This window comes from Vibrio sp. QJM3NY_15, assembly GCF_057785995.1.
Genome location: NZ_CM173518.1, coordinates 1,423,399 through 1,444,779, shown reverse-complemented (window position 1 = coordinate 1,444,779; position 21,381 = coordinate 1,423,399). Strand labels below are relative to the sequence as shown.

The 21,381-nt window shown below is 40.5% G+C and carries 20 protein-coding genes and 3 pseudogenes; 9 read left to right on the top strand and 14 right to left on the bottom strand.

All coding sequences use genetic code 11. The features are described 5' to 3' along the window. Nucleotides 1-26: 26 nt before the first annotated feature. Nucleotides 27-389, bottom strand: coding sequence for a RidA family protein (locus AC3CKG_RS22670; protein ID WP_488529422.1), 363 nt, complete (start codon nucleotides 387-389; stop codon nucleotides 27-29). A gap of 111 nt (nucleotides 390-500) precedes the next feature. Next, nucleotides 501-1,265, bottom strand: a complete 765-nt coding sequence (locus tag AC3CKG_RS22665; RefSeq protein ID WP_488529972.1) for a PhzF family phenazine biosynthesis protein — start codon at nucleotides 1,263-1,265, stop codon at nucleotides 501-503. Nucleotides 1,266-1,461: 196 nt separating this feature from the next. Here AC3CKG_RS22665 and AC3CKG_RS22660 point away from each other — a divergent pair, with 196 nt between their 5' ends. Beyond that, entirely contained in the window at nucleotides 1,462-1,908 is a 447-nt protein-coding gene (locus AC3CKG_RS22660; protein WP_102361708.1) for a DUF417 family protein, read from the top strand. A 113-nt stretch (nucleotides 1,909-2,021) separates the two neighbouring features. Here the strand turns inward: AC3CKG_RS22660 and AC3CKG_RS22655 are convergent, their stop codons facing one another. From AC3CKG_RS22655 to AC3CKG_RS22620, 8 genes are all read right to left on the bottom strand, one after another. Further along, nucleotides 2,022-2,540 (bottom strand): GNAT family N-acetyltransferase, encoded by a 519-nt coding sequence (locus AC3CKG_RS22655; protein WP_488529421.1) that lies wholly within the window; start codon nucleotides 2,538-2,540, stop codon nucleotides 2,022-2,024. A 70-nt stretch (nucleotides 2,541-2,610) separates the two neighbouring features. Continuing rightward, complete coding sequence (locus AC3CKG_RS22650; RefSeq protein WP_488529420.1) at nucleotides 2,611-3,075, bottom strand: acyltransferase; 465 nt, start codon at nucleotides 3,073-3,075, stop codon at nucleotides 2,611-2,613. A 113-nt stretch (nucleotides 3,076-3,188) separates the two neighbouring features. Beyond that, complete coding sequence (locus tag AC3CKG_RS22645) at nucleotides 3,189-3,338, bottom strand: hypothetical protein (RefSeq protein WP_162929982.1); 150 nt, start codon at nucleotides 3,336-3,338, stop codon at nucleotides 3,189-3,191. Nucleotides 3,339-3,431: 93 nt separating this feature from the next. Next, the gene (locus AC3CKG_RS22640; protein WP_076666588.1) at nucleotides 3,432-3,788 is read right to left on the bottom strand and encodes a hypothetical protein; all 357 of its coding nucleotides are present in this window, start codon (nucleotides 3,786-3,788) and stop codon (nucleotides 3,432-3,434) included. A 244-nt stretch (nucleotides 3,789-4,032) separates the two neighbouring features. Further along, nucleotides 4,033-5,271, bottom strand: a complete 1,239-nt coding sequence (locus AC3CKG_RS22635) for a RidA family protein (RefSeq protein WP_488529419.1) — start codon at nucleotides 5,269-5,271, stop codon at nucleotides 4,033-4,035. A gap of 624 nt (nucleotides 5,272-5,895) precedes the next feature. Continuing rightward, entirely contained in the window at nucleotides 5,896-6,246 is a 351-nt protein-coding gene (locus AC3CKG_RS22630) for a hypothetical protein (protein WP_488529418.1), read from the bottom strand. Between the two features lie 30 nt (nucleotides 6,247-6,276). After that, complete coding sequence (locus AC3CKG_RS22625; protein WP_102544467.1) at nucleotides 6,277-6,627, bottom strand: cupin domain-containing protein; 351 nt, start codon at nucleotides 6,625-6,627, stop codon at nucleotides 6,277-6,279. A gap of 259 nt (nucleotides 6,628-6,886) precedes the next feature. Beyond that, a complete protein-coding gene (locus AC3CKG_RS22620; RefSeq protein ID WP_488529417.1) occupies nucleotides 6,887-7,771 on the bottom strand; it encodes an AraC family transcriptional regulator in 885 nt (294 codons plus the stop codon). A 193-nt stretch (nucleotides 7,772-7,964) separates the two neighbouring features. Here AC3CKG_RS22620 and AC3CKG_RS22615 point away from each other — a divergent pair, with 193 nt between their 5' ends. Beyond that, nucleotides 7,965-9,113, top strand: coding sequence for an iron-containing alcohol dehydrogenase (locus AC3CKG_RS22615; RefSeq protein ID WP_488529416.1), 1,149 nt, complete (start codon nucleotides 7,965-7,967; stop codon nucleotides 9,111-9,113). Between the two features lie 255 nt (nucleotides 9,114-9,368). Continuing rightward, nucleotides 9,369-9,614: pseudogene (locus tag AC3CKG_RS22610) on the top strand (ATP-binding cassette domain-containing protein); the annotation flags it as partial. 345 nt (nucleotides 9,615-9,959) lie between these two features. Here AC3CKG_RS22610 and AC3CKG_RS22605 read toward each other — a convergent pair. The 3 genes from AC3CKG_RS22605 to AC3CKG_RS22595 all read right to left on the bottom strand — a co-directional run bounded on the left by AC3CKG_RS22605 (nucleotide 9,960) and on the right by AC3CKG_RS22595 (nucleotide 14,437). Then, nucleotides 9,960-12,071 carry a hypothetical protein gene (locus AC3CKG_RS22605; RefSeq protein ID WP_488529415.1) on the bottom strand — a complete coding sequence of 704 codons (2,112 nt, stop codon included), beginning with the start codon at nucleotides 12,069-12,071 and terminating at the stop codon, nucleotides 9,960-9,962. Beyond that, a complete protein-coding gene (locus AC3CKG_RS22600) occupies nucleotides 12,068-13,084 on the bottom strand; it encodes an OmpA family protein (protein WP_065113584.1) in 1,017 nt (338 codons plus the stop codon). Before AC3CKG_RS22600 ends, AC3CKG_RS22605 begins: the two co-directional genes overlap by 4 nt. Nucleotides 13,085-13,489: 405 nt before the next feature. Continuing rightward, nucleotides 13,490-14,437 (bottom strand): OmpA family protein, encoded by a 948-nt coding sequence (locus AC3CKG_RS22595; protein WP_488529414.1) that lies wholly within the window; start codon nucleotides 14,435-14,437, stop codon nucleotides 13,490-13,492. Nucleotides 14,438-14,564: 127 nt separating this feature from the next. Between AC3CKG_RS22595 and AC3CKG_RS22590 the strand changes: the two are divergent. After that, nucleotides 14,565-15,466 (top strand): annotated as a pseudogene (locus tag AC3CKG_RS22590) (IS5 family transposase); the annotation flags it as partial. A gap of 64 nt (nucleotides 15,467-15,530) precedes the next feature. On the opposite strand, the pseudogene AC3CKG_RS22585 reads toward AC3CKG_RS22590, so the two are convergent. Next, nucleotides 15,531-16,275, bottom strand: a pseudogene (locus tag AC3CKG_RS22585) (transposase); the annotation flags it as partial. 741 nt (nucleotides 16,276-17,016) lie between these two features. Between AC3CKG_RS22585 and AC3CKG_RS22580 the strand changes: the two are divergent. The 5 genes from AC3CKG_RS22580 (at nucleotide 17,017) to AC3CKG_RS22560 (ending at nucleotide 21,192) form a co-directional block, all read left to right on the top strand. After that, nucleotides 17,017-17,367: a hypothetical protein gene (locus AC3CKG_RS22580; protein WP_065113588.1), complete on the top strand. Its 351-nt coding sequence runs from the start codon at nucleotides 17,017-17,019 to the stop codon at nucleotides 17,365-17,367. A 368-nt stretch (nucleotides 17,368-17,735) separates the two neighbouring features. Then, a complete protein-coding gene (locus AC3CKG_RS22575) occupies nucleotides 17,736-18,482 on the top strand; it encodes an amino acid ABC transporter ATP-binding protein (protein WP_488529413.1) in 747 nt (248 codons plus the stop codon). Beyond that, complete coding sequence (locus tag AC3CKG_RS22570; RefSeq protein WP_471631924.1) at nucleotides 18,482-19,279, top strand: amino acid ABC transporter permease; 798 nt, start codon at nucleotides 18,482-18,484, stop codon at nucleotides 19,277-19,279. The genes AC3CKG_RS22575 and AC3CKG_RS22570 overlap by 1 nt, the downstream gene beginning before the upstream one ends. 12 nt (nucleotides 19,280-19,291) lie before the next feature. Continuing rightward, a complete protein-coding gene (locus AC3CKG_RS22565; RefSeq protein WP_102333481.1) occupies nucleotides 19,292-20,101 on the top strand; it encodes a transporter substrate-binding domain-containing protein in 810 nt (269 codons plus the stop codon). A gap of 164 nt (nucleotides 20,102-20,265) precedes the next feature. After that, nucleotides 20,266-21,192, top strand: a complete 927-nt coding sequence (locus AC3CKG_RS22560) for an ABC transporter permease subunit (protein WP_372145276.1) — start codon at nucleotides 20,266-20,268, stop codon at nucleotides 21,190-21,192. The last annotated feature ends 189 nt before the right edge of the window (nucleotides 21,193-21,381 follow it).

Sequence of the window (21,381 nt, the reverse complement as noted above, 5' to 3'; positions counted from 1 at the left end):
AAGCTTATTTCTACCGATAATTCGGCTTATTGAAACTTTTCACCCGCAGCAACCATAAACGACATCTCAACCAACAGTTCTGGATTTGCCAGTTCAGCTTTTACACATGCACGGCTTGGTGCGCTACCTTCAGGGAACCACGAGTCCCACACTTCATTTAGTGCATCAAAGTTATCAAAATCTGTTAGGTAAATAGTTACCGACAATACGCGAGATTTATCGCTGTCGACCAAGCTCATCATTTCTTCAGCTTGATCAAAAATTTGCTGAACCTGACTCTTAATTCCTGCCGATGTATCCGTCTCTGGTACTTCAACAAAACTTGCGATGCCATTAAATACAGTTACATCAGACCAACGTTTGGTCGGGTTAATTCTATGGATTTTCACGAGCGATTCTCTTCTTATAATTAGGTTTACGTCAGCGTAATCTAATCCAAATTCCTAATATTGAAAACAAAAATTAGAAAGCTCTATCTCTCCAGTGAGATCACCATTCTGTTATGGACGGCGCTCAACTCGTGCCAACACCGCAATTGAAGAGTCTGTCTTTCTCTCAACTTCAAAACAACCGCCAGAGCTTGAAAGCTGACGAACTGAAAGTTTATCTTTCCCTAACTTATCAAACCAATATGGAGCCAGTGAACATTGTGCCGAACCTGTCGCTAAATCCTCCGAAATACCGATTTTCGGCGCAAAATAGCGCAGAACATAACTGTCATCTGAGCTTTTGGCTGTCACCATCACTGCATGCAGATCTTTAATTTTTTTATACAGTTCAAAGTCAGGCGAAAAATTCTTTACGGCTTCCTCTGAATCCAAAATCAGCACTAAATCTCTCGTAGAAAAAGCTTCGATAACAGGTTGATTTAAAGCCGCTAAATCAATAGGAACATCGCTTACCTGCGAGTAAGATTTACCCTTCCAGCTTGGCAGTTCTATTTGAGATAAGCCTTCTTTTCTAGAGATCACGACCTGTCCATAATCACTATTTAGGGTAACCTCATTGAGCTTATACTTTTCGATCAAACTAGTGCCTGCAGCCAAACTACCATGACCACAAAGGTTTATCTCACCATCTAAGGCGAACCAACGAATATCGAAATCATTTTCTGATTTCACGATGAAAGCAGTGATTGGCAATGCCAGTTGATGCGTTACTTCTAGTAATTCCGAGTCGGCTAACCATTGGCCAAGTTCTACGACCCCACAAGGGTTACCTTTCGCTGACTCCCCACCAAATACATCATATATAAACGCTTTGATAACCTATCTCCTTATTCTGTCATCTAAAGCTCTCATTCAAAGCTCTAGTTTCATTTTCTTTACATAAATCATTAGCATAAGGAATACCAAAAGTGCCAAGGTTTATGATTCATTTTATAAACTAATACTCTCACAGCGAAATTAATTTTGCACTAGTGCGGTCATATTCAGGGATTTTATTAAATGGAGTACTTTTATGCATGTTCAAACCTATGATTTAAAACAGAGTAATGTGGGATATAACCTTGGAGTGGTTGGCGTAGCATTGGTGCTCGCTTGGATTGGTATTTATAAGTTTACGCCAACCGAAGCGATGCTCATTGAACCGCTAATCGCAAATCATCCTGCAATGAACTGGCTTTACAATCTGTTCTCTGTACAAGCTGTGTCTAACATGGTGGGTGGTGCGGAGATCATTGTCGCTATTGGATTGATCGTTGGATTTAAGAAGCCGACAGTCGCATTCTATTCAGGCATTGCAGCAGCGGCTATCTTTGTTGTAACACTCAGCTTCCTGATTACAACGCCAAATGCTTGGAAAGTATCAGATGGCATCTTAGTCACTAACTTCTTCCTAGTGAAAGATATCCTGTTTTTGGCTATCGCGATTAGCGTAATCGAACGAAACAAACCTCAGAAGTAACCGTAAATCTATAAGTGGCCGTAACTAGAAGTAACCTTAAACCTTGAAAAAAAAGACTCGAAGCTGGCTAGAAGGACGCTGCCAGCTTCTAATGTGTTTGAACCAATAACCATCTAATTAGATAATGCTTTACGATAATAATGAGCATCTTGATCCTTCCCTTTGAACACGGCGTAACTTTCAACGCGCTCAACTAAGTCAAAACCGGCCTTGGATAAAATTTTATTTGAGCCAACATTACCCACTAACGCATAGGCATCAACATATTTAAGGGAAGAGTGCTCAGCCAAGTAGATAAGTAACTTCCTCACCGCGTTGGACGCAATACCTTTAGAACCATATGCGTGACCCACTCGATAACCTAGTTCTCCACTTTCAGCGTTCTGGCCGATATCACGAACGTTGATTCGCCCACAAATAGTGCCATTAGCGTCTTTTATCAACATAGGAATCATCTCGCCATTGTCATACTCTGTTAGAAAGCTCGCGACTTGCTCGGCAACACCCGCATTGGAATAGAAACGGTCTTCCCGAGCTGGAAAAAATTGCTCAAACCACGCTCTATTTTCGACTTCAAACTCCAATAAAGCACTGACGTCGCTTGGCTGAAGTAAGTGTAAAAATATATCCATAATCAATACTCTGATGCTTATCTAAAAAGCCGCACCTTATGATTCATACATCTCAGCTTGTCTTCTGAGTCTAAGGTAAGTCTCTTAACTTCTTAGCAGGGTTACCTGCATAGATACCTTTCTCGGTGATGTCTTTGGTCACCACACTACCCGCTCCAATCACTGCACCTTCGCAAATGCTGACAGACAATACTGTCGCATTAGAACCGATGGTAACGTTATTTGCTATAACCGTGCGTCCCCAATTGTCTGGGTTTGGATCTGGTTTACCCTCTTTGAACAAGTCATTTGCGAACATCACGCCGTGGCCTACGAAGCAGTCATTTCCGATAGTCACATACTCACAAATAAAGGTATGAGATTGGATCTTACTTCTCTCGCCTATCACGGAGTTCTTTTGAATCTCGACAAAGGGGCCAACGAACACGTCATCTTTAAGCTCACAACCATAAACATTGCTTGGCTCGATGATAGTGACATTCTCACCACAGGCAATATCAGTAATCTGCGCCTTTAAAACTCTTGGACTTGCCATACTTCCTCTCGACATTGGCGTCATAATTCAACCTAAGCGATTGTGCCTTATGCATTAAAGTGCATCAAATAGATGTATTGAGAGTTGGCAGTGGATCAAAGATTCTGCATAAGTTAAAACAAGCCAACCAACACGACTGACAACAGTATGCCTCCGATAAAACTTGGGGCATGAAATGGGCGAGCTTTAGATTTTACGTACTCTTTCTGAAGGTCTTCTTGGTAAGTTTTGACAGCAAGTTCTTTTACATAGTTATTTTGCATAATAAGCTCCTTTTCAATGAGTAAAAGAAGCTTAAGACTTGAAGTTAGGTTGAGGTAAAGTGAAAATTCAAATTAATCGGCATGTTTGTCTTGCTACTCAATAATGACTCTGAAGACATCGTTATTCACACCGCCAACATCCACCAACTCTCCGGGCTTCATAAGAAGCGAAGTATTTAATTGTCGAGTTGAACGTGGCTCTTTCTTTTCTCGAATCACTAACATATCGACGAAGTAGCCAGAGTCTTGCTTTCGTATTGAACCCGAAAACGTCACGCTTTCAACCCTATCCGCGAGCACTGAACTAAATGTTTTATCCTCTAAAACACCTGCCGAGATCGATGTATCGCCATAAAATAGCGTGATGTTTTTTGGGTCGGGTATCAATTCTTGATTGGACGAACACCCTATTAGGGCAAGGCACAGCAGTAAAATAATTCGAAATTGCATAAACTGGTTTTCTTTCTTACGTTAAGCGTCTGTTTTTCATATTAAAACACTTCGACTTAATAAGCACCATATGTCGAGAATAAGCTTAATTATATCGCTTTGAACGAGTTGTGTAGCGAGGCTTGATGATTGATTAACGTCTAGGATGACATTAACTGATCAGATCTACGGTTGATGTGCCACTCCATATTTAGGAGTTTAAACCGAGATCTGATCGCTGTTATCGAGAAAGGTCAAATGACGTTTAGTCTTGTGGTGGCGTGCCTTCGCAGTTAGAAACGACGGCATCAATTTGAATTAGAGCATTCATAGGAATCTCTGAAACCCCTACCACCGTTCTTGCCGGTAAGTCAGCATTAAAGAACGTAGTGTAGATCTCGTTCACCGCATCAATATCTGAAATATCCTTAAGCTGAATATTAATTTTCACCGTATCGTCCATGCTGTGGTCAACACTTTCGATTATCGCCTTAATATTTTGTAGGCACTGTTCAGCTTGTTCTTTTATACCACCAGCAACCACTTCATTGGTTTTCGGATCTACAGGTAGTTGACCAGAAATATGATTGTAGTGAGAGAAAGCAACGGTGTGTGAATAAGACATAAATGGCGCATCAACAGTATTATTCGCTTCAATAACCAGTAAACGAGTGTCTTCTGGTAATTGTGGCGGTGTACCGTCGCCATGTGAAACGGATGTATCGATTTGAATTAAAGCGCCCATTGGTAGTTCAGCGGCATTAACAACCGTTCGCGCTGGTACATAACTTGGGAAGAACTTAGTGCAAACTTCATTTACCTTTTCTGCATCTTCAATATTCTTAAGGTAAATAGTGGTTTTAACCACATCATTCATAACATGGCCGATGCTCTCTAGAATCGTTTTAATATTTGCTAAACATTGTGTCGTTTGTTCTGTGATACCGCCTGAAACCAACTCACCTGTATTTACATCGATTGGCAATTGAGCCGAAAGGTTGTTGTAGTGAGAAAAAGCCGCAGTCTGCGTCGATACAGCACTCTGCGGAGCGTTATCTGTATTTCTTGATACCTTCACTAGCGCGCAAGGTGCTTGTGGTTTGGTGCCTTCGCCGTTTGAAATAAGCGCATCCATTTGAACTAAAGCGTCACTGTTTGGAAGCGCAGCGACGCCCACGACTGTACGTGTAGGAAGGCTGTTTTGGAAGAAGCTTTTGTAAACTTCATCGATAGCATCGATATCAGAAATATTCTTAACGAAAACATTAATCTTCACAACATCATCCATAACATGGTCGATGCTTTCAACAATGGTCTTAATATTATTTAAGCATTGCGCTGCTTGGTCTTTAATATCACCAATCACAACTTCACCTGTTTTAGGGTCGACAGGTAATTGAGCTGAAAAGTTATTATAATGAGAAAAAGCGACCGTTTGTGTAGATACAGAATTTATTGGTGCGTTTTCAGTATTTCTTGAAATTTTAATGATATCGCTACTCATCGGAATTATCCTTTTAATAATATAGGAATACGTATTTAAATTTAACAATCGTATTAGAAAGAATGATTAAAGTAGCGCCATGTTAAGTGAATTATTTTAGGGTAAACGTGATATCCATCAGAGTCTCATTCAACTAAGAATCAGTAGCTTATGGGATAATTAGTCAATGATAGACTAATTATCCAACGAAATTAGGACTACCCAACAGCTCAAGTATCTTTGTTTTTGGGTATATCCAATAATAATGAATACTATCTCAGATAATGTGATGAGCAATTCTCGAAGTTTAGATGTTGTTTGATAGGTTGTTCACAATAAAACAGCCTGATTATAAGAACCATTGAACTACCACTAAAATATCCTGCATAAACTCTTAAGCTATTTAACTAATTATTTTAAAGAGGCTATTTTATACAAGTAAGTTAATAATATGTTCGATAATCAAATGCCAACAATCTGCCAAAGCCCATGATTAGATACATTTACTCATATAATTAAACAAGTGTGAGGTTCAGGGTAACTGCGTGAGAAAGATGGTTTGGATACTAGAAACCCGTGCTGTCTGGAATGAAGATGGCGTCAAAAATGAATGATCGACGCCATTGTGTCTGGTGAACTCCTAACTCAAAGAAATTGCAGAACAAAGCAAGCAACGAAAGCGGGTAAACCAGCGATAAACAATACCAAGCCTGTTTGGTAATTCATTCGGTAGTGTTCTTGTTGGTCTTTATCAAAGTCATGCCCTTCGACCATTTTGTAAACTTTATCTGTAAGTGGGTCATCAAGGCATGTCGTCTTACTCTGAACGCCACCTTCCCACATTAACTTTGCTAGAACCCAAATGATAATGACCACAAAGAACAAAAAGTCGACAAGTCTTGTCGTGGCAAAGAAAGGGATAAACTGAGATAGCGCTAAAACAACCAATGCTGCTGTTAAATTAATCAGTGCTACTTTTTTCAATAAATCGAACAAAAGCCCCCCTAAGAAATTGATTATATAAGCTTATTTTTGACTAGCTTGAATGATTAGCAACTCTATTTGATTAGCAGACGTGTTAATTAAACTATGTGTTCCGAATCGCTTGTTGACTACCATATCACCTGAAGTAACGTGCTCTTCTTTACCCTCGATAATCATCGTTCCCTCGCCCTTCAAGATGATATACATTTCTTCATCATCTCCATGAGTATGCTCTCCCATTGAACTACCAGGTGGCATTACGACACGAATAGCAAAATCCCAAGCACCATCAAAGTCCTTCCGGCGAAAGGCTCGATAAATATCAATCTCTCCATCTCCTCCATGACTGTTGTGGTCGACTTCTTTATCGCACGTATAAAAATTACGTATCATCTATTGTTAGTCCTTTCATCAGTGTCGTCGGCAAATCTCAAGCGGCTCATCAAAGCCATAAGACAGCATAAATTTCGCACTTCAATACGAAACTGTTCCCGTCTAATTACTTATTTTAATTGGCTAAAATTTTTTGATTTGGTTTTCAATGATAGACATTTATAAAATAAATGCTTCTCGATCAACCAAAAGGTACGTGTGATATTGCATAACATGAAATACCGCACGTTTCGGAACATAGATTCGCTAGAAAGAAGAACTACACTGCTCTTGGGGTTGTGTTGAAGTGGCGCTTAAATTCACGGCTGAATTGGGATGGGCTGGAGTAGCCGACTCGGCGTGCAGCGTCATTGATTCGCAGGCCTTCTGACTGAATCAGCTCTTTAGCTTTGTTGAGCCTTACCTTCTTCAGGTATTGAAGTGGTGATTCAAAGGTGACGTTACGAAAAGCATTGTGGAAAGCAGACACACTCATGTTCGCTTCATCGGCTAACGATTGAACGGTAATGGTTTGGTCATACTCTTCATGTACTTTAGACAGTGCTTTGGCAACACGTGCGTAGTGGCCGTCGTGATGGGCAAGATCGAACAACACACGCCCTTCTGAGCCTGTGAGTGCGCGATAAACAATTTCACTGACAAGCGCATCGCCCAGTATGTTGGCTTCGATGTCGCAGTGAAGCGTTTTGATCAGTCGAGTAAAGCTGTCTAGCATCTGCTCTTCCATGGGTGTCGACTCTAAGCCACTCGAGTTCTGCTTATGCTTGTTGCAGTAGCTTTCGAGAAAACCTTGGTCTTCCAGCTTTTTCACCAAGCTATGTAAACGCTGAGAATCAATGTTAATAGACAAACCAAACAATGGTTCTCCATCGACGGGTAAGGCTTCGCACTCTAATGGCATTGGCACACCGACGACAAGGTAATCACCCGCGGCGTAAGTAACAGGCCTTTCGCCGATATAGATGTTCTTTTTGCCCTGCCCAAGCATGATGATGCCAGACTGATAGGTAAAAGGTTGACGTTGATTACCACCGCTGCTTCGGTAAAACCAAACGCCCTCGATCTCAGTTTCTCTGATCCCTTCAAGATCATTCCAACCTTTGTATTCGGCGTAAGACTGCATTAACTGAGCGAGTGTATTCATAACGGGTGATATTCCATTCAAGGTGCGGAGTGTATTTGCACAAAAGCCCAAAAAGAATAACAACTTTGTAGAAATAGGCAATTAATTTGGAGAAACTGGTCTTCACCACCCTAGTTTCCTGTACTAATATGCAAATATAGAAATTGAGCAACACATCAGAATAAAAAATCTAGCTTTACACAAGGAACCTACAATGCAATTTACTTATGTTAACCCTACTGTGATTCACTTTGGCCAAGGTCAAATCAACGCTATCAGCCAAGCGGTTGATACTTCGAAGAAAGTACTTGTCATCTACGGTGGCGGTTCAATCAAAAGCAATGGTGTTTACGACCAAGTAGTCGCATCTCTTAAAGATCATGCTTGGATTGAGTTCGCAGGTGTTGAAGCAAACCCTACGAAAGAGACGCTAGACAAAGCCGTCGCTCTTGTTAAAGAAGAAAACGTAGAATTCATTATCGCTGTTGGCGGTGGTTCGGTAATTGATGGTTCTAAGTATGTGGCTGCAGCGGCTAAATACGACGGTGACGGTTGGGACATCCTAGCGGGCAAACACCAAGTAACAGAAGCAACACCAATCGGTGCAATACTGACGCTTCCTGCTACGGGTTCTGAATCTAACATGGGTGCAGTAATCACGCGTAAAGCGACTCAAGAGAAACTGGCATTCATGAACCCTGCAGTACAGCCTAAGTTTGCGGTAATGGACCCAGACGTAATGAAGTCTCTGCCTGAACGCCAATTGATCAACGGTTTAGTTGATGCTTGGGTACACGTGTGTGAGCAATACATCACAATGCCAACAGACGCGATGGTTCAAGACGGTTACGCAGAAACACTGCTGAAAAACCTACTTGTACTGGGTAAGCAATACGACGAGCGTGACAACGACGCATGGCGTGCAAACCTAATGTGGACAGCAAACCAAGCGCTTAACGGCCTGATTGGTACTGGTGTTCCTCAAGATTGGGCAACACACATGATTGGCCACGAGTTCACAGCACTATGGCACGTAGACCACGCACGCTCACTTGCGATTGTTCAACCTTCACTACTTCGTAACCAAATCGAAGCGAAGCGTGGCAAGCTAGAGCAAATGGGTCGTAACGTATTTGGCCTAGAAGCGGGTGCTGACTTAGCAGAACGTACTATCACTGCAATCGAGGCATTCTACCACAGCCTAGACGTTGCAACTATGTTCGACGGCTACGAAGCGACTAAAGCGGCAGCAATCGACAACGTTGTTGCTCAGCTTGAATCACACGGTTACCTGCAACTTGGTGAGAACCAAGCTATCACGCCAGAGAAAACGCGTGAGATTCTAGAGTCTGCGATTCACTAAGATTCGCTAAAACTTAAAGAAAGCAAAAGACAGATCGAAATACCAAGGTGAATTGAACGAGTGAAATGCCTTATATAATATTTATGGCATCACACTGAACCAAATTCTTTGGTCTTTCGTACATCAAAAGCAGCGTTCATTTTGGGCGCTGCTTTTTATTTGCCCTACAAGATGCTATTAAATTCTCATAAGTCCTTAATTTTATGTGCAATCATATTTCTATATTGTTAAGGTAAACCTGTCTCTTTACTAGGTATGAACAACGATTTGAACAATCTCAAGGAAATGGTTAAGTTTAAGTCACTTAACAAGTGGTATGGTGATTTTCATGCCCTAAAGGATATCGATTTAAAGATTGAACAGGGAGAAATAGTGGTGATTTGCGGACCATCTGGTTCGGGTAAATCAACCTTAATCCGCTGTATCAATCAGCTAGAACCCTTCGAAAGTGGCGAGCTTTCTGTGCTAGAACAAGTTCAGCACGTCACGTTCATCCAACCAAAAGAGCACAGCCTTCTGGGAGCTTGGTGATCCCAAGATCTCATGGTAGTTACCTGAAACTATATAGCTAAAATAAGTATTTGAGATAAAGCGTTATAGTTACAACAAACGCTTAACGGCAATGTATAAAGTTTCACGGTTATTAGAGGGAGTAATAAGCTTAAGAAATCACAACACACAGACGGTGAGCTATTAAGTATTTATCGTGATGCATTACGTGTTTATGGTACGCGGATCTACCGTTCGTATCCTTTAGAACAACGATAATTTCATTTACTTTCTACCTGATAAATAAACAAAAGGTGACCAATTGCGCGGTCACCTTTTATATTCGACTGCTATGTACTATTTAACACAAGTGACTGCAAAAAATTTAGTATCTTGACCTACAATGGACACCTCTCCCTCAGTGGAAGGTTGAGTATTATACAATCTCCCATCAGATGCTCGTAATGCATACCCAATACCACTCCATGGTGAACGTAGCCCCCTCCAACCTAATTCATAGTTAGGTGAAGATAAACCAGCGGGATTTAAACTACCAACAACTAGGTTATTATACGTTGATAAGTTAGTATTAAAGTTACGTAATTCATCAAATGTTGGTAAACGCCACCCCCCGCCATCAACTGGTAGTAAAGAACATAATTGTCTTGCGTTAGCTAAAGAGTAATGAGCAATGGTAACGTTTTGCTCCCCAACTGTACTATCAGCAATTACACCGACAAATTCAGATTCTTCCGGTGTTAATGGTCTCATGAATTTAAGACCTGTTGTCATATCTTGATAAACTGTCGCAGGGGCAATGCCTTTCGGTGTGTTATAGCGGTTCACAATCCCACCCCCAACAAAAGTACCGTCGCTAACAGTTAGATATTGACTTGATGAATCATCAGACACTCGACGACAATACTTATTGTAGCTTTTATCAAGATCTTCAACACAAAATTCAATATCCTGACTAACAAGATCATTAGCTAAAAGTGTGAACCCAAGCTTATCTAAATATTCTATTTTATATGTTAACCCTGTACTTTGTAGGTCCTGAATACCAAAACTTGATGTGACTCCCCAACTCGTTTTGATATTATTAGAGTACCCTTGCAAACTAACATTAATATTCTCAAATAGATTAAAGTTACCACTATATTTAATAGATGTTCCAACGATATCTTCACATACTTTGCTACCACTCGCACCATTAACATTCACTGGTGTAACACAATATTGTATTACTTTCCCCGCATCATTATCTTTGATTGTATAATTACAAGGAATTGCAAATGGGTAACAAGTAACACCAGAATCAACACCATCAACGCTCCATGTAACAATAGAGCTACCTTGAGCAAGTCCATCTATACCTGGAATATAAGTATATGTAGCAGGTAATCTAAAACCAGCGACTGGAGAATTTGAGTTATTATTAATTGAAACCGTTGCTGAGGGAGGGAACCCCAAAGGAGGCAAGATAATACCCGCGTTATAACAAGCTTCAAGCCCTATTTTTGGTTCACCAGTACTCGCTACAGGTGTAACACAAAAACTAATAGTTTTTCCCTCATCAGTAACGGATGGAGTATAACTATTTATAGAAACACCACCAATGTCAACTCCGTCTAGTTTCCACTTAAATAATGATATACCTTCTAAATCACCATCTATATCTGTATATAAATATGACCCGACAAGATTAGAACCAGATGTGATAGCACCAGTAATTGATACATTATTTGCAACAGGTACAGAGCCCACTTTAGGCTTTATTTTTTCTGATTTTGCACAAACTTGAAATCCTGTTGTCGGAGATGTATTCGATATTGGCGTTACACAAAATTTTAATATTTTATCTTCTGAATTCGCAGGCAAATCAAAATCAACGCCGCCAGTTTGCGCTAATACATCATTAAGAAACCACAACAACCTGCTGTTTAGTTCTGTATCGTTATCTCGATCATAATAAACATAAGCAGATGACACTTGATCACCAGTAACAAGGTTAACCTCTGGATCAATCATTACATTCAGAGCTTCGGGAACTACATTTGTGCTTGGAGCACTAACCGCTACGGGTAAACTACAAACTTCCTCACCGATAAAATTAATGTTTCCAAGGGCTATTGGTGTGACACAAAAAACAACATCTTTTCCTACATGTTCGTTAAGAAGATCAAATGATTTCGACGTTATATTTTGAGTAACATTATCAATTACCCACCTAAATTCGCTTGAATTTTCTGGGCGAGCTTTTGAATTTGGGTCAAAGTATGTGTAATTACCATTTATTGTTTTCCCAGAAAATACGTCACCTTGAACTTCCACTGACTGCGCTAAAGGTATATTCCAATGTTCTGCCGGATGATTAGAACCACCTTGAGACGGTGCTCCGCTGTTCTCTCCACCACAAGCAAAAAGAAAACTTGATAATAACACAATAAAAAAAGCTCTTAATTTCATGGTTTAACCTCAGATGAAAAAGCGGGAGAAATTAATTCAACGCGACGGTTTATTGAACGGCCTTCTAAGGTGTTATTATCCGCAATTGGATCCGTCTCACCTCGGCCTTCGACTTGAATTCGACTCATTTCGATACCATTACTTTCAAAATAATTAGCAACACTTTGCGCTCGTCTCAAAGATAGCCTTTCATTGTATTTCTCTGAGCCTTGGGAGTCGGTATGCCCAACAATGATTAATTTCGATATAGGGTTACTTTTAAGTCTTTCCAAAATTGATGCGAAATTAACTTCTATTTCAGAAGATAGTTGAGCGCTATCAAAAGCAAACAGAGCCTGTCCATTCAACTCATTAAGAGTTACTATTTCAGCTTGAACGATATGCACTGATGGTTCAGGGTCTACAATAGCAGGAGCTTCCTCTTTTGAGCCAAAAGAATAAGTCAAACCAACCGTAAGGAAATTAATATTTGAACCACCTGTATTCTCGCCACCAACGTTATCAAACCATTGATATTCTATCCGTGTTTTTAACTCCTTAGTTAAGCGATACTCAAGGCCAGCGCCAAGCATCAAAGAAAAATCTTCATCTCGCTCTTGAACATCATAATTCAATTCTTCTCCTTTCTTATCGGCCCTCCATGCAAGCCCCCCAACTTTGCCGAATATATTCCAGCTATCATTTAAATAATAATCGGCCTTGACCCCTAACTCGACACCTTGAAATTTTGCACTATAAGGAGCATCAACTGAAGGAGCATCAAGACTTGGGTAAATAGCTTTCGCTTTACCTAAATAATCATATCCACCTTCAATTGAAAGCCAGTCATTTAGTTTATAACCGAGAAAAACACCAGCCCCGATAGCTTCTCTATCACAATCTAAATTGTGTGATTCACAACCATTAGAAAAGTGCGTCCAACCAACTTTACCACCAACATAAACGGTTTCACCCTCAGCATGAGCCGTAAACACAACACCTAAGCCCACAATAAAACACAATATCTTATTCATAATCACTTATTTTCAAAAAAAAACTCTTTACAAGATACCACAAAAATGCATTCGATGAGAAGACTTTTAAATCGGTTTCGTGGGCTACCAGCGTAAAACAAAAAATTCAGAGAGAATCAAACCACTTGAAATGCTGCTCGTTATGAGCATAGTTTCACCTTAGGTAAGAACCAAGCTACTCTTCAGGTTGTACTGAAGTAGAGCTTATAATTCACAACTAAAAACCTACAAAACCACCTCTCACCCTTTGTATCCTTATGATGTTCTTCAATGCTCTACATATTACCCCACCTTTTATGGCAATAATTAACCAGCATTAAAATCCTCGTTTATATAAAAATAGTAAAAAGGCCACACTGATTAATATAATAGTAGTGGCCTAAGAAATTAAAAGGTTAATAGATATTACTTGAGAATGACCTGTACTGAACGCTCAAGCGGACCATTTTCTTGTGAGCTCAAAGGTTGTTCATTGGAAACACTTGATGTATTTATACGTGAACTATCAACTCCTTGATTAATCAATAATAAAGCTACACTGTCAGCTCTCTTCTCAGAAATCTTTTTATTAACTTTATCGGAACCAAGCGAATCTGTACGCCCGATAACATTAGCTTTCAAGCTAGGATTATCAAGCATAACTCTAGCCACTTCATTTAAGTTATAGCGCCCATAGTCATTTATCTCAACCTCACCGACTTGATATGGCAAAATATATTCTGTGCGCGATATTCGAGTTTTGATTATCTCTTTTGTTTCGACTATCTCTTTTTCTACTATTTTTTCTTTTTCAATAACAAGAGGTGTGCTTGGTTGGCCGAATTTATATGTCATCCCCCAATACACTTGATTTAAGTGGAAGTCTTGACCACTTTTCTTTTCTATTTGGTCATAATAATCATATCCAATTTTTGTCGTTACCGAGTTAGTTAACTGGTATTCAAAACCTAAACCAGCAGTACCACTAAAGTTATCATCTTTTATGTTATTCTCACCAGATACATATGTAGCGCCAATTTTCCCAAACATTGAAAAATAATCGGTAAAATAGTAATTACCTTTAATCCCAATCGTGCCTAAATGCAAGTCAGAATTATCTAAATTACTCAAATAATCGTAACTTCCATATACTCCGAAATTACGATTAATATCATAGCCAAGTTCGATCTTTGTGCTTGGAGCAGTGTTTTCTCCATCTTCTATATCCGAACTATCTACAAAGCCAACTCCAAGATTAGCACCTACCCAGATCCCAGATTTATCGTCTAAATGTTTTGTGTCTTCGTTTATGTTTTGAGCGGCAGATGTACCACTCGATAACATAAGGCCTATAGCCACTGCTTGTAACTTCATTATAATCTCCTAAAACATCATGAAACATCATGAAACATCATGAAACATTTCCATGATTCGTGAAAATATTAGGTCAACATTGGCGTGGCCCCGTCAAAGAAGTGTTTATTTTTAGTTAAATTGGTGTAAAACAACCAACTGGAAGCAATATAACCAATCACTCTTTAACTGTGGTTCTCTGACCTTTTGGAGTGATGAAGAACAATAAGCGAGTGGGCGCAAAGCAAACAGAATAAGCGCGGGAGGCCGCGTCGGTTCAGTGATTTAGCTATCACGACAACACTCATGGTCAAACGAGTTTTTTCTATGCCATTAAGAGCGCTTCAAGGATTTATCGACTCGATATTTAGGCTAGCCCATGTACCGTTAAGTTGTCCGCATTACACCTGCATCAGTCGTAAAGCCAAGTAAATTAAGGTTTCATTTAAGACTAAAACGAGAGGAGCGATACAACATCTAGCCATTGATGCTACTGGCCTTAAGGTTTATGGCAAAGGTGAATGGAAAGTCAAAAAACACGGGACGGATGGTAAACGTAGAGTCTGGCGAAAGCTTCATATTGCCTTCGATACAAACACTCATGAGATCATTGCCGCCGAGCTAAGTTTATCGACGGTTACAGATGGAGAAGTACTCCCGAACTTACTGAAACAAACACGCCGAAGTATCCTTGAGGTGTCTGGTGATGGCGCTTACGACACGAGAGCGTGTCACGCTGCTATTAAGATTAAGGGAGCCATTGCGCTTATTCCCCCAAGAGAAGGGGTAGCCTTCTGGCAGCCTGGTCACCCTCGAAATCTCGCTGTGGGTTGCCAAAAATTATACGGCTCAAATAAGTATTGGAAAGAGTGGTATGGATACCACAAACGTTCACTCTCAGAAACAGCGATGTATCGAGTTAAACAGTTGCAAGGAGGGAAACTGAGCTTAAGAAATTACAATGCCCAGGTGGGTGAAACTTACGCGATGATAAAAGCGTTGAACAAGCTTACTGGGTTAGGTATGCCTGAAACTTGTCGTATTGACTAAGAAATACGCGAAACGGGGTGGCTCTATCTCTAAATTTAATTACGCAACAAAGCCCCATGCCCTCCTTTAAGTCTCTTTTATTTTTGAAGTAAATATTACTTCTCGTTCATTACCTTCCAGAGCCTCTCGGTTAAATTGAGATTTGCGCTGTAAAGTAGGAGATGATGCAACTCAATATAAATAACAAATACCGGATCTCTGACTAAATCACTGCGCTGATATCCTGCTCCATCTAAAATGATATAAATGTTGTAGTTAAATAGATAGATATCTCTGAGCTTGCAGACAAAGCGAACAATGCTCTCATTGCTAATACTTTCGAAATCGCTAACAATGATCGAACCAATATTCGACAGGTTCAGCGCACCAACAATATGCAGCCGGCTGTGCTCACCTGTCGTTTCCAGCACTTTATCTTAACCTGTACGTATCAACCATCGCGATTTTCGTCGACAGCGTTAGGTCAAAAGCATCAATGAACGCTTTCCGTTTCGACTCATCAAACTTGAGTGGAACATTTTTCGGTTTCTTTTAGCTAAGGCCAAACGCCTCTTTAGGATAGGCAATAATTTGAAGAGTATGAGAGTAAGTCTTCTCAGCAAATGTGTGATACGTTGCATTGTTTAAGCGACAAAAAGTTTATTTTGGCTACCACCATTTTCAGGCTGAAGCTTTCTAAAAGAATATAGTAGCCACGATTCCTGAATGCGAAGAACTTAAGGAATCACGGTGCAACTGCAACCTTCAGAAGCAAGCAAAACCTCATCAATGCGATCGCATATTCGATTATCACGGGTAGAATCACGCATGTGTTTTTGCTGAGAAGTCAGTGTGATTTTTTATATTACTTAGCATGATCCTGATTTCACCGAAAATCAGTCCACTCAATGATCACAGGTATAGCATTATTTTTAGGTTTAAAACCTTACATTAAACACATGTGACACTGATGGTTTCTCAATTGTGAGAAAATCGTGCCCATTGCATGGAATGTTATGTTTCAAGTTTGATTGTTTACTTTAATTGCAGTCTAAGTGAAAATATTGTTAATTCAGGTCAATGGTGAAAATAAAAGTTGGTCAAACAAAGAGGTAATTCAGGGTTATGTTTTTCATAAAGACTAAAGGCAATTCACTTTCATTAATAATGGCTACCATTAGCCTTTCCGGGTGGGTTACTTCTATGTACTTATACGATAATTTTTTAATGTATCAACTGCGAGTTTCTGAAGGGAAAACAATTAATGCTTACAATATCTTGGATTCTGCTTTTCGGCACTCAATTTCAGAAGATCACATGTATTCTATGGTAACCGATTGGGTCCTAAAGGGCAGCAGTGCTGAAGTTGGGTCTTTAACCACAATATGCAATAGAAACCCTATAATTTTAATGGAGATATCCCCTTCTTTTACAGAATTTTTCATTCTAAAAGTGTGTAGTGTTATTAAATACTAGTACGCGATCGTTTGCGAATTGACATTCACATCATAAGATGAATTTATTTTAATTTGCCGGACATCAACAACCTAGGATCAAAAAGGTGGCTCCTTATGAAAACGAAACTTAGTAACGCTGTGTCTATGTGCTTAATGCTTGCTCTTAGCTTATCGGGGTGGGTAACCTCTATTTACATATTCAAAGAAACTAAAAAATATCAGGATGAAGTTCTGGAAGGTAAGTTAATAAATGCTTTCAATATATTAGAGCATTCAATAAAGGATATAAGTTCTGAACATGAGATTTATCAAAAGATTAAAGAGTGGCATCAGCATAAAAAAAGTGCTCAATTGGGCTCACTTAAAACGGTTTGTACCTATGCACCGGAAATGATTGTATTACTATCACCTATATTTTGTGAAAAAACAGCAATACGGGTATGTGATGTTTCTTTTGATCTTTAGGAGTTTTCAATCCAAACCATCAAGTAAAATTTGGAGGTAGTTGGGGAGCTATGCCACTTCAAAAACGCTACAGACCTACCCTCTAGATACAAATTAGCGTGCGAGCTCATAAAATCGCTAACACTTAAAGAAAGCAAAAGACAGATCGAAACACAAAGGTGAATTGAACAAGTGAATTGCCTTAAAGAACATTTGAGGCATCAAGCTGAACCAAATTCTTTGCCCTTGCGTATATCCTCAAGCAGCGTCCAAATCAGGCGCTGCTTTTTAATTTGCCCTACAAGATGCTATTAAATTCTCATAAGTCCCTAATTTTATGTGCAATCATATTTCTATATTGTTAAGGTAAACCTGTCTCTTTACTAGGTATGAACAACGATTTGAACAATCTCAAGGAAATGGTTAAGTTTAAGTCACTTAACAAGTGGTATGGTGATTTTCATGCCCTAAAGGATATCGATTTAAATATTGAACAGGGAGAGATAGTGGTGATTTGCGGACCGTCTGGTTCAGGTAAATCAACCTTGATCCGCTGTATCAATCAGCTAGAACCCTTCGAAAGTGGCGAGCTTTCCGTGCTAGAACAAACGCTTCCGTGCAAATTCAACACGCCCGGCCAAGTCGGAATGGTGTTTCAGCACTTCCATTTGTTTCCCCATCTTACCGTGCTTGAAAACCTGACTCTGTCTCCGATTCGTACGCTCAAGAAAAGCAAAGAAGAAGCAGAGAAAACGGCGATGCATTATCTCGAATGTGTGCACATTGCAGAGCAAGCGAATAAGTACCCAGCTCAACTTTCTGGTGGCCAACAACAACGTGTTGCGATTGCTCGATCTCTTTGTATGAAGCCAGAACTTCTATTGTTTGATGAACCAACATCTGCTCTTGATCCGGAAATGATCAATGAGGTGCTTGATGTGATGGTTGAGCTTGCAAGTGAAGGGATTACCATGGTGTGTGTGACACACGAAATGGGCTTTGCGAAACGTGTTGCTGACCGTGTCATATTTATGGACGAAGGACAAATCGTGGAATCCAATACACCACAATGCCTGTTCGAGAATCCTCAACTCGAGCGTACTCAAGCGTTCCTAAATCAGATTCTGACTTACTGATGCTGCTTAAAATTGTGAAACCCGCCCTGTCTGCATTGGTACAAATTGTTGTGCTCGCGGCAGCTGTTATCTGGATCCTCGATTCTGGCGCACAAGCCATGGGATACAGCTGGCAGTGGGAACGCGTGCCCGACTACATCGCCTTTTATGAAGATGGCGAATGGTGGCCTGCAGAATTGATGGAAGGGCTACTCGTCACCATCAATATCTCTCTGATTTCTTTGGTCGCTACACTAGCTATTGGTTTAACCACAGCCCTATTACGCAACTCTAATTCTGTGGTTGGGCGGACCTTAGCCACCAGCTATGTAGAATTGATTCGTAATACGCCGTTATTAGTACAAATCTATTTGCTCTATTTTGTGTTTGGCCCCGTGTTAGGGTTGGATCGCTTTAGCACGGCTGTTTTAGCCTTGGCACTTTTCCAAGGGGCATACACTGCCGAGATATTCCGAGCCGGTTTAAATGGCATTGCTAAAGGACAATTTGAAGCCGCTCAATCTTTGGGCTTATCAAAGACCTACACTTATTGGGATGTGATTCTTCCTCAGGTGATTCAACGCACGTTGCCGCCTTTGACGAATGAGGTTATCTCCCTTATCAAAAATTCTTCGATTGTGAGTGTCATGGCAATTTTCGACCTGACAACCGAAGCCAGAAACATTGTTTCTGAAACCGCGATGCCATTTGAGATCTGGTTCTCTGTGGCGATCATTTATCTCGCACTTACACTTTCACTTTCTGCCGTTGCAGCTTGGCTTGAGCATAAGCTCGGAGCTAACTGGCGAACACAATAAGGATTTATCAGCATGAAGCTATTTAAAACCGCAATTACAGCTCTACTTGCGCTTGCCGTAAGTTTGCCTGCACTTGCTTCTGAAACGCCTAACCTAGACAAAATCAACGAGCGCGGCTCTATTCGTGTTGGTATGTCGACTTTTGTACCTTGGGCGATGCGTAACAAACAAGGCGATCTCGTTGGCTTTGAAATTGACGTGGCGAAACGCCTTGCCGAAGATTCAGGTTGGAAAGTCGAATTTGTACCTACGGCATGGGACGGCATTATCCCTTCTCTATTATCGAAGAAGTTTGATGTGATCATCGGCGGTATGTCTATTACTGAAGCGCGTGCTAAAAGCGTGCTGTTCACTGAACCATACTCTCATTCTGGTGTTCAACTGGCTGCTAACAAAGAACTAGCGGAAGGTTTTACTCAGATATCTGATTTTGATTCTCGTCGCGTGAAAATTGCAGCTCGTCGTGGTGCATTCACAGTTCAAGTGGCTCGTGAAACCTTCCCTAAAGCGAAAGTTCTACAGTTCGATGACGATGCTCAAGCATTCCAAGAAGTGTTAAACGGCAACGCGCACGCAGTTATCGCGTCTAGCCCGAAACCAGAACACGAAGCGATTAAAAACGCAGACACGCTATTTATTCCATTTGAAGAGCGTCTATCTAAAGGTAACGAAGCATTTGCAGTTCGCCTAGGTGAAACTGACAAGGCAGAATTCTTCAACGAATGGATCAAAGCACGTACTGAAGACGGTTGGTTGAAAGAGCGTTACGAGTACTGGTTCTCTACTCTAGATTGGCAAGACCAGATTGCTCAAGGTCAGTAATCTGAAGTTGAGCTCACTTTTTAATATGAGCTAATCTGTCGAATCTAAACCAAGGCAGTGCACTGTTTGCACTGCCTTCTCATCGACGATTTAAGTAGCCTTATTTGATTTGTTTTAGATCCAAGCAACAACCCAATAATAATTAATGTTTAAACAGGAATGACGTGAGTAGTACTAGCGCATTAACAACACCTAAGCCCAACGTTCATATGAAGCCTTGGTATCAACGCCTTACTCTTTTAGATGGTGTGTTACTCGCTGTCATTTGTGTGTTTGCAGGCTGGCTTTATTATCGTTCCGCGGTTGGTATTAACTACCAGTGGCGCTGGGAAGATGCGTTTACCCTAATTTTCATTCCACCTTCTCAAGGCAGTATTCCCTATTTTTTCCAAGGCTTAATCGCTACACTGCGCTTGAGTGTCTGGAGCATGGTGTTAGCACTCTCTTTTGGGACATTACTTGGAGTCGCAAGGCACTCCAAAATCGCTTTCTTCAGAACGCCTGCACTGATTTTTATCCAGTTGGTTCGAAATATTCCGCCACTGGTGTTTGTCTTCATCTTCTATTTCTTCGTTTCTAACCAACTGATTCCATTACTTGGTTTAGAAAGTATCTTACGTGAACACAATGGCGAGATTAACGCTGTTCAAGGTTTCCTGTTCGGCCCAGCTAACCTTTGGGAAAACTTAGCGTCTGGTGTTATTTGTATTGGTTTGCTCTCTTCGGCTTATATTGCGGAAGTGATTCGAGCGGGTTTAGAAGGTATTCCTAAAGGCCAATGGGAAGCGGCCGATTCGCTTGGCTTATCTGCATTGTCTAAGTATCGATTTGTGGTTGGCCCACAAGTATTGACTGCCATCACCCCACCATTGGCAGGTCAAGCAATCTCCTTGGTTAAAGACACGTCGATTGTGTCTCTGATTTCCATCCAAGAGATGACGTTTGTTGGTACTGAGATGGCAAACTCCTCGGGGTTGATCTTCGAGATATGGCTGATTGTAGGCTTCGTATATTTTACTTTGTGCTTTGCACTTTCGCGTCTGTTCAAAGTGATTGAGCAACGTTCTAGCGCCTACCTTAACCATCAGTAACACCATTAAACAAAAGTATCGGCTCGCCCGACCATTCATTGCCCTTATTAATTTCACCTGATTGGTTTAAGTTATTGACCAATCAGGATTTATCTCTTCATATTTCTTCTTAGAAACACAGCAAAATACTCGCCTAATCACTATACTTAAAGTATCGAACTACGTTGATTCTTCTCAAGGACATCACTC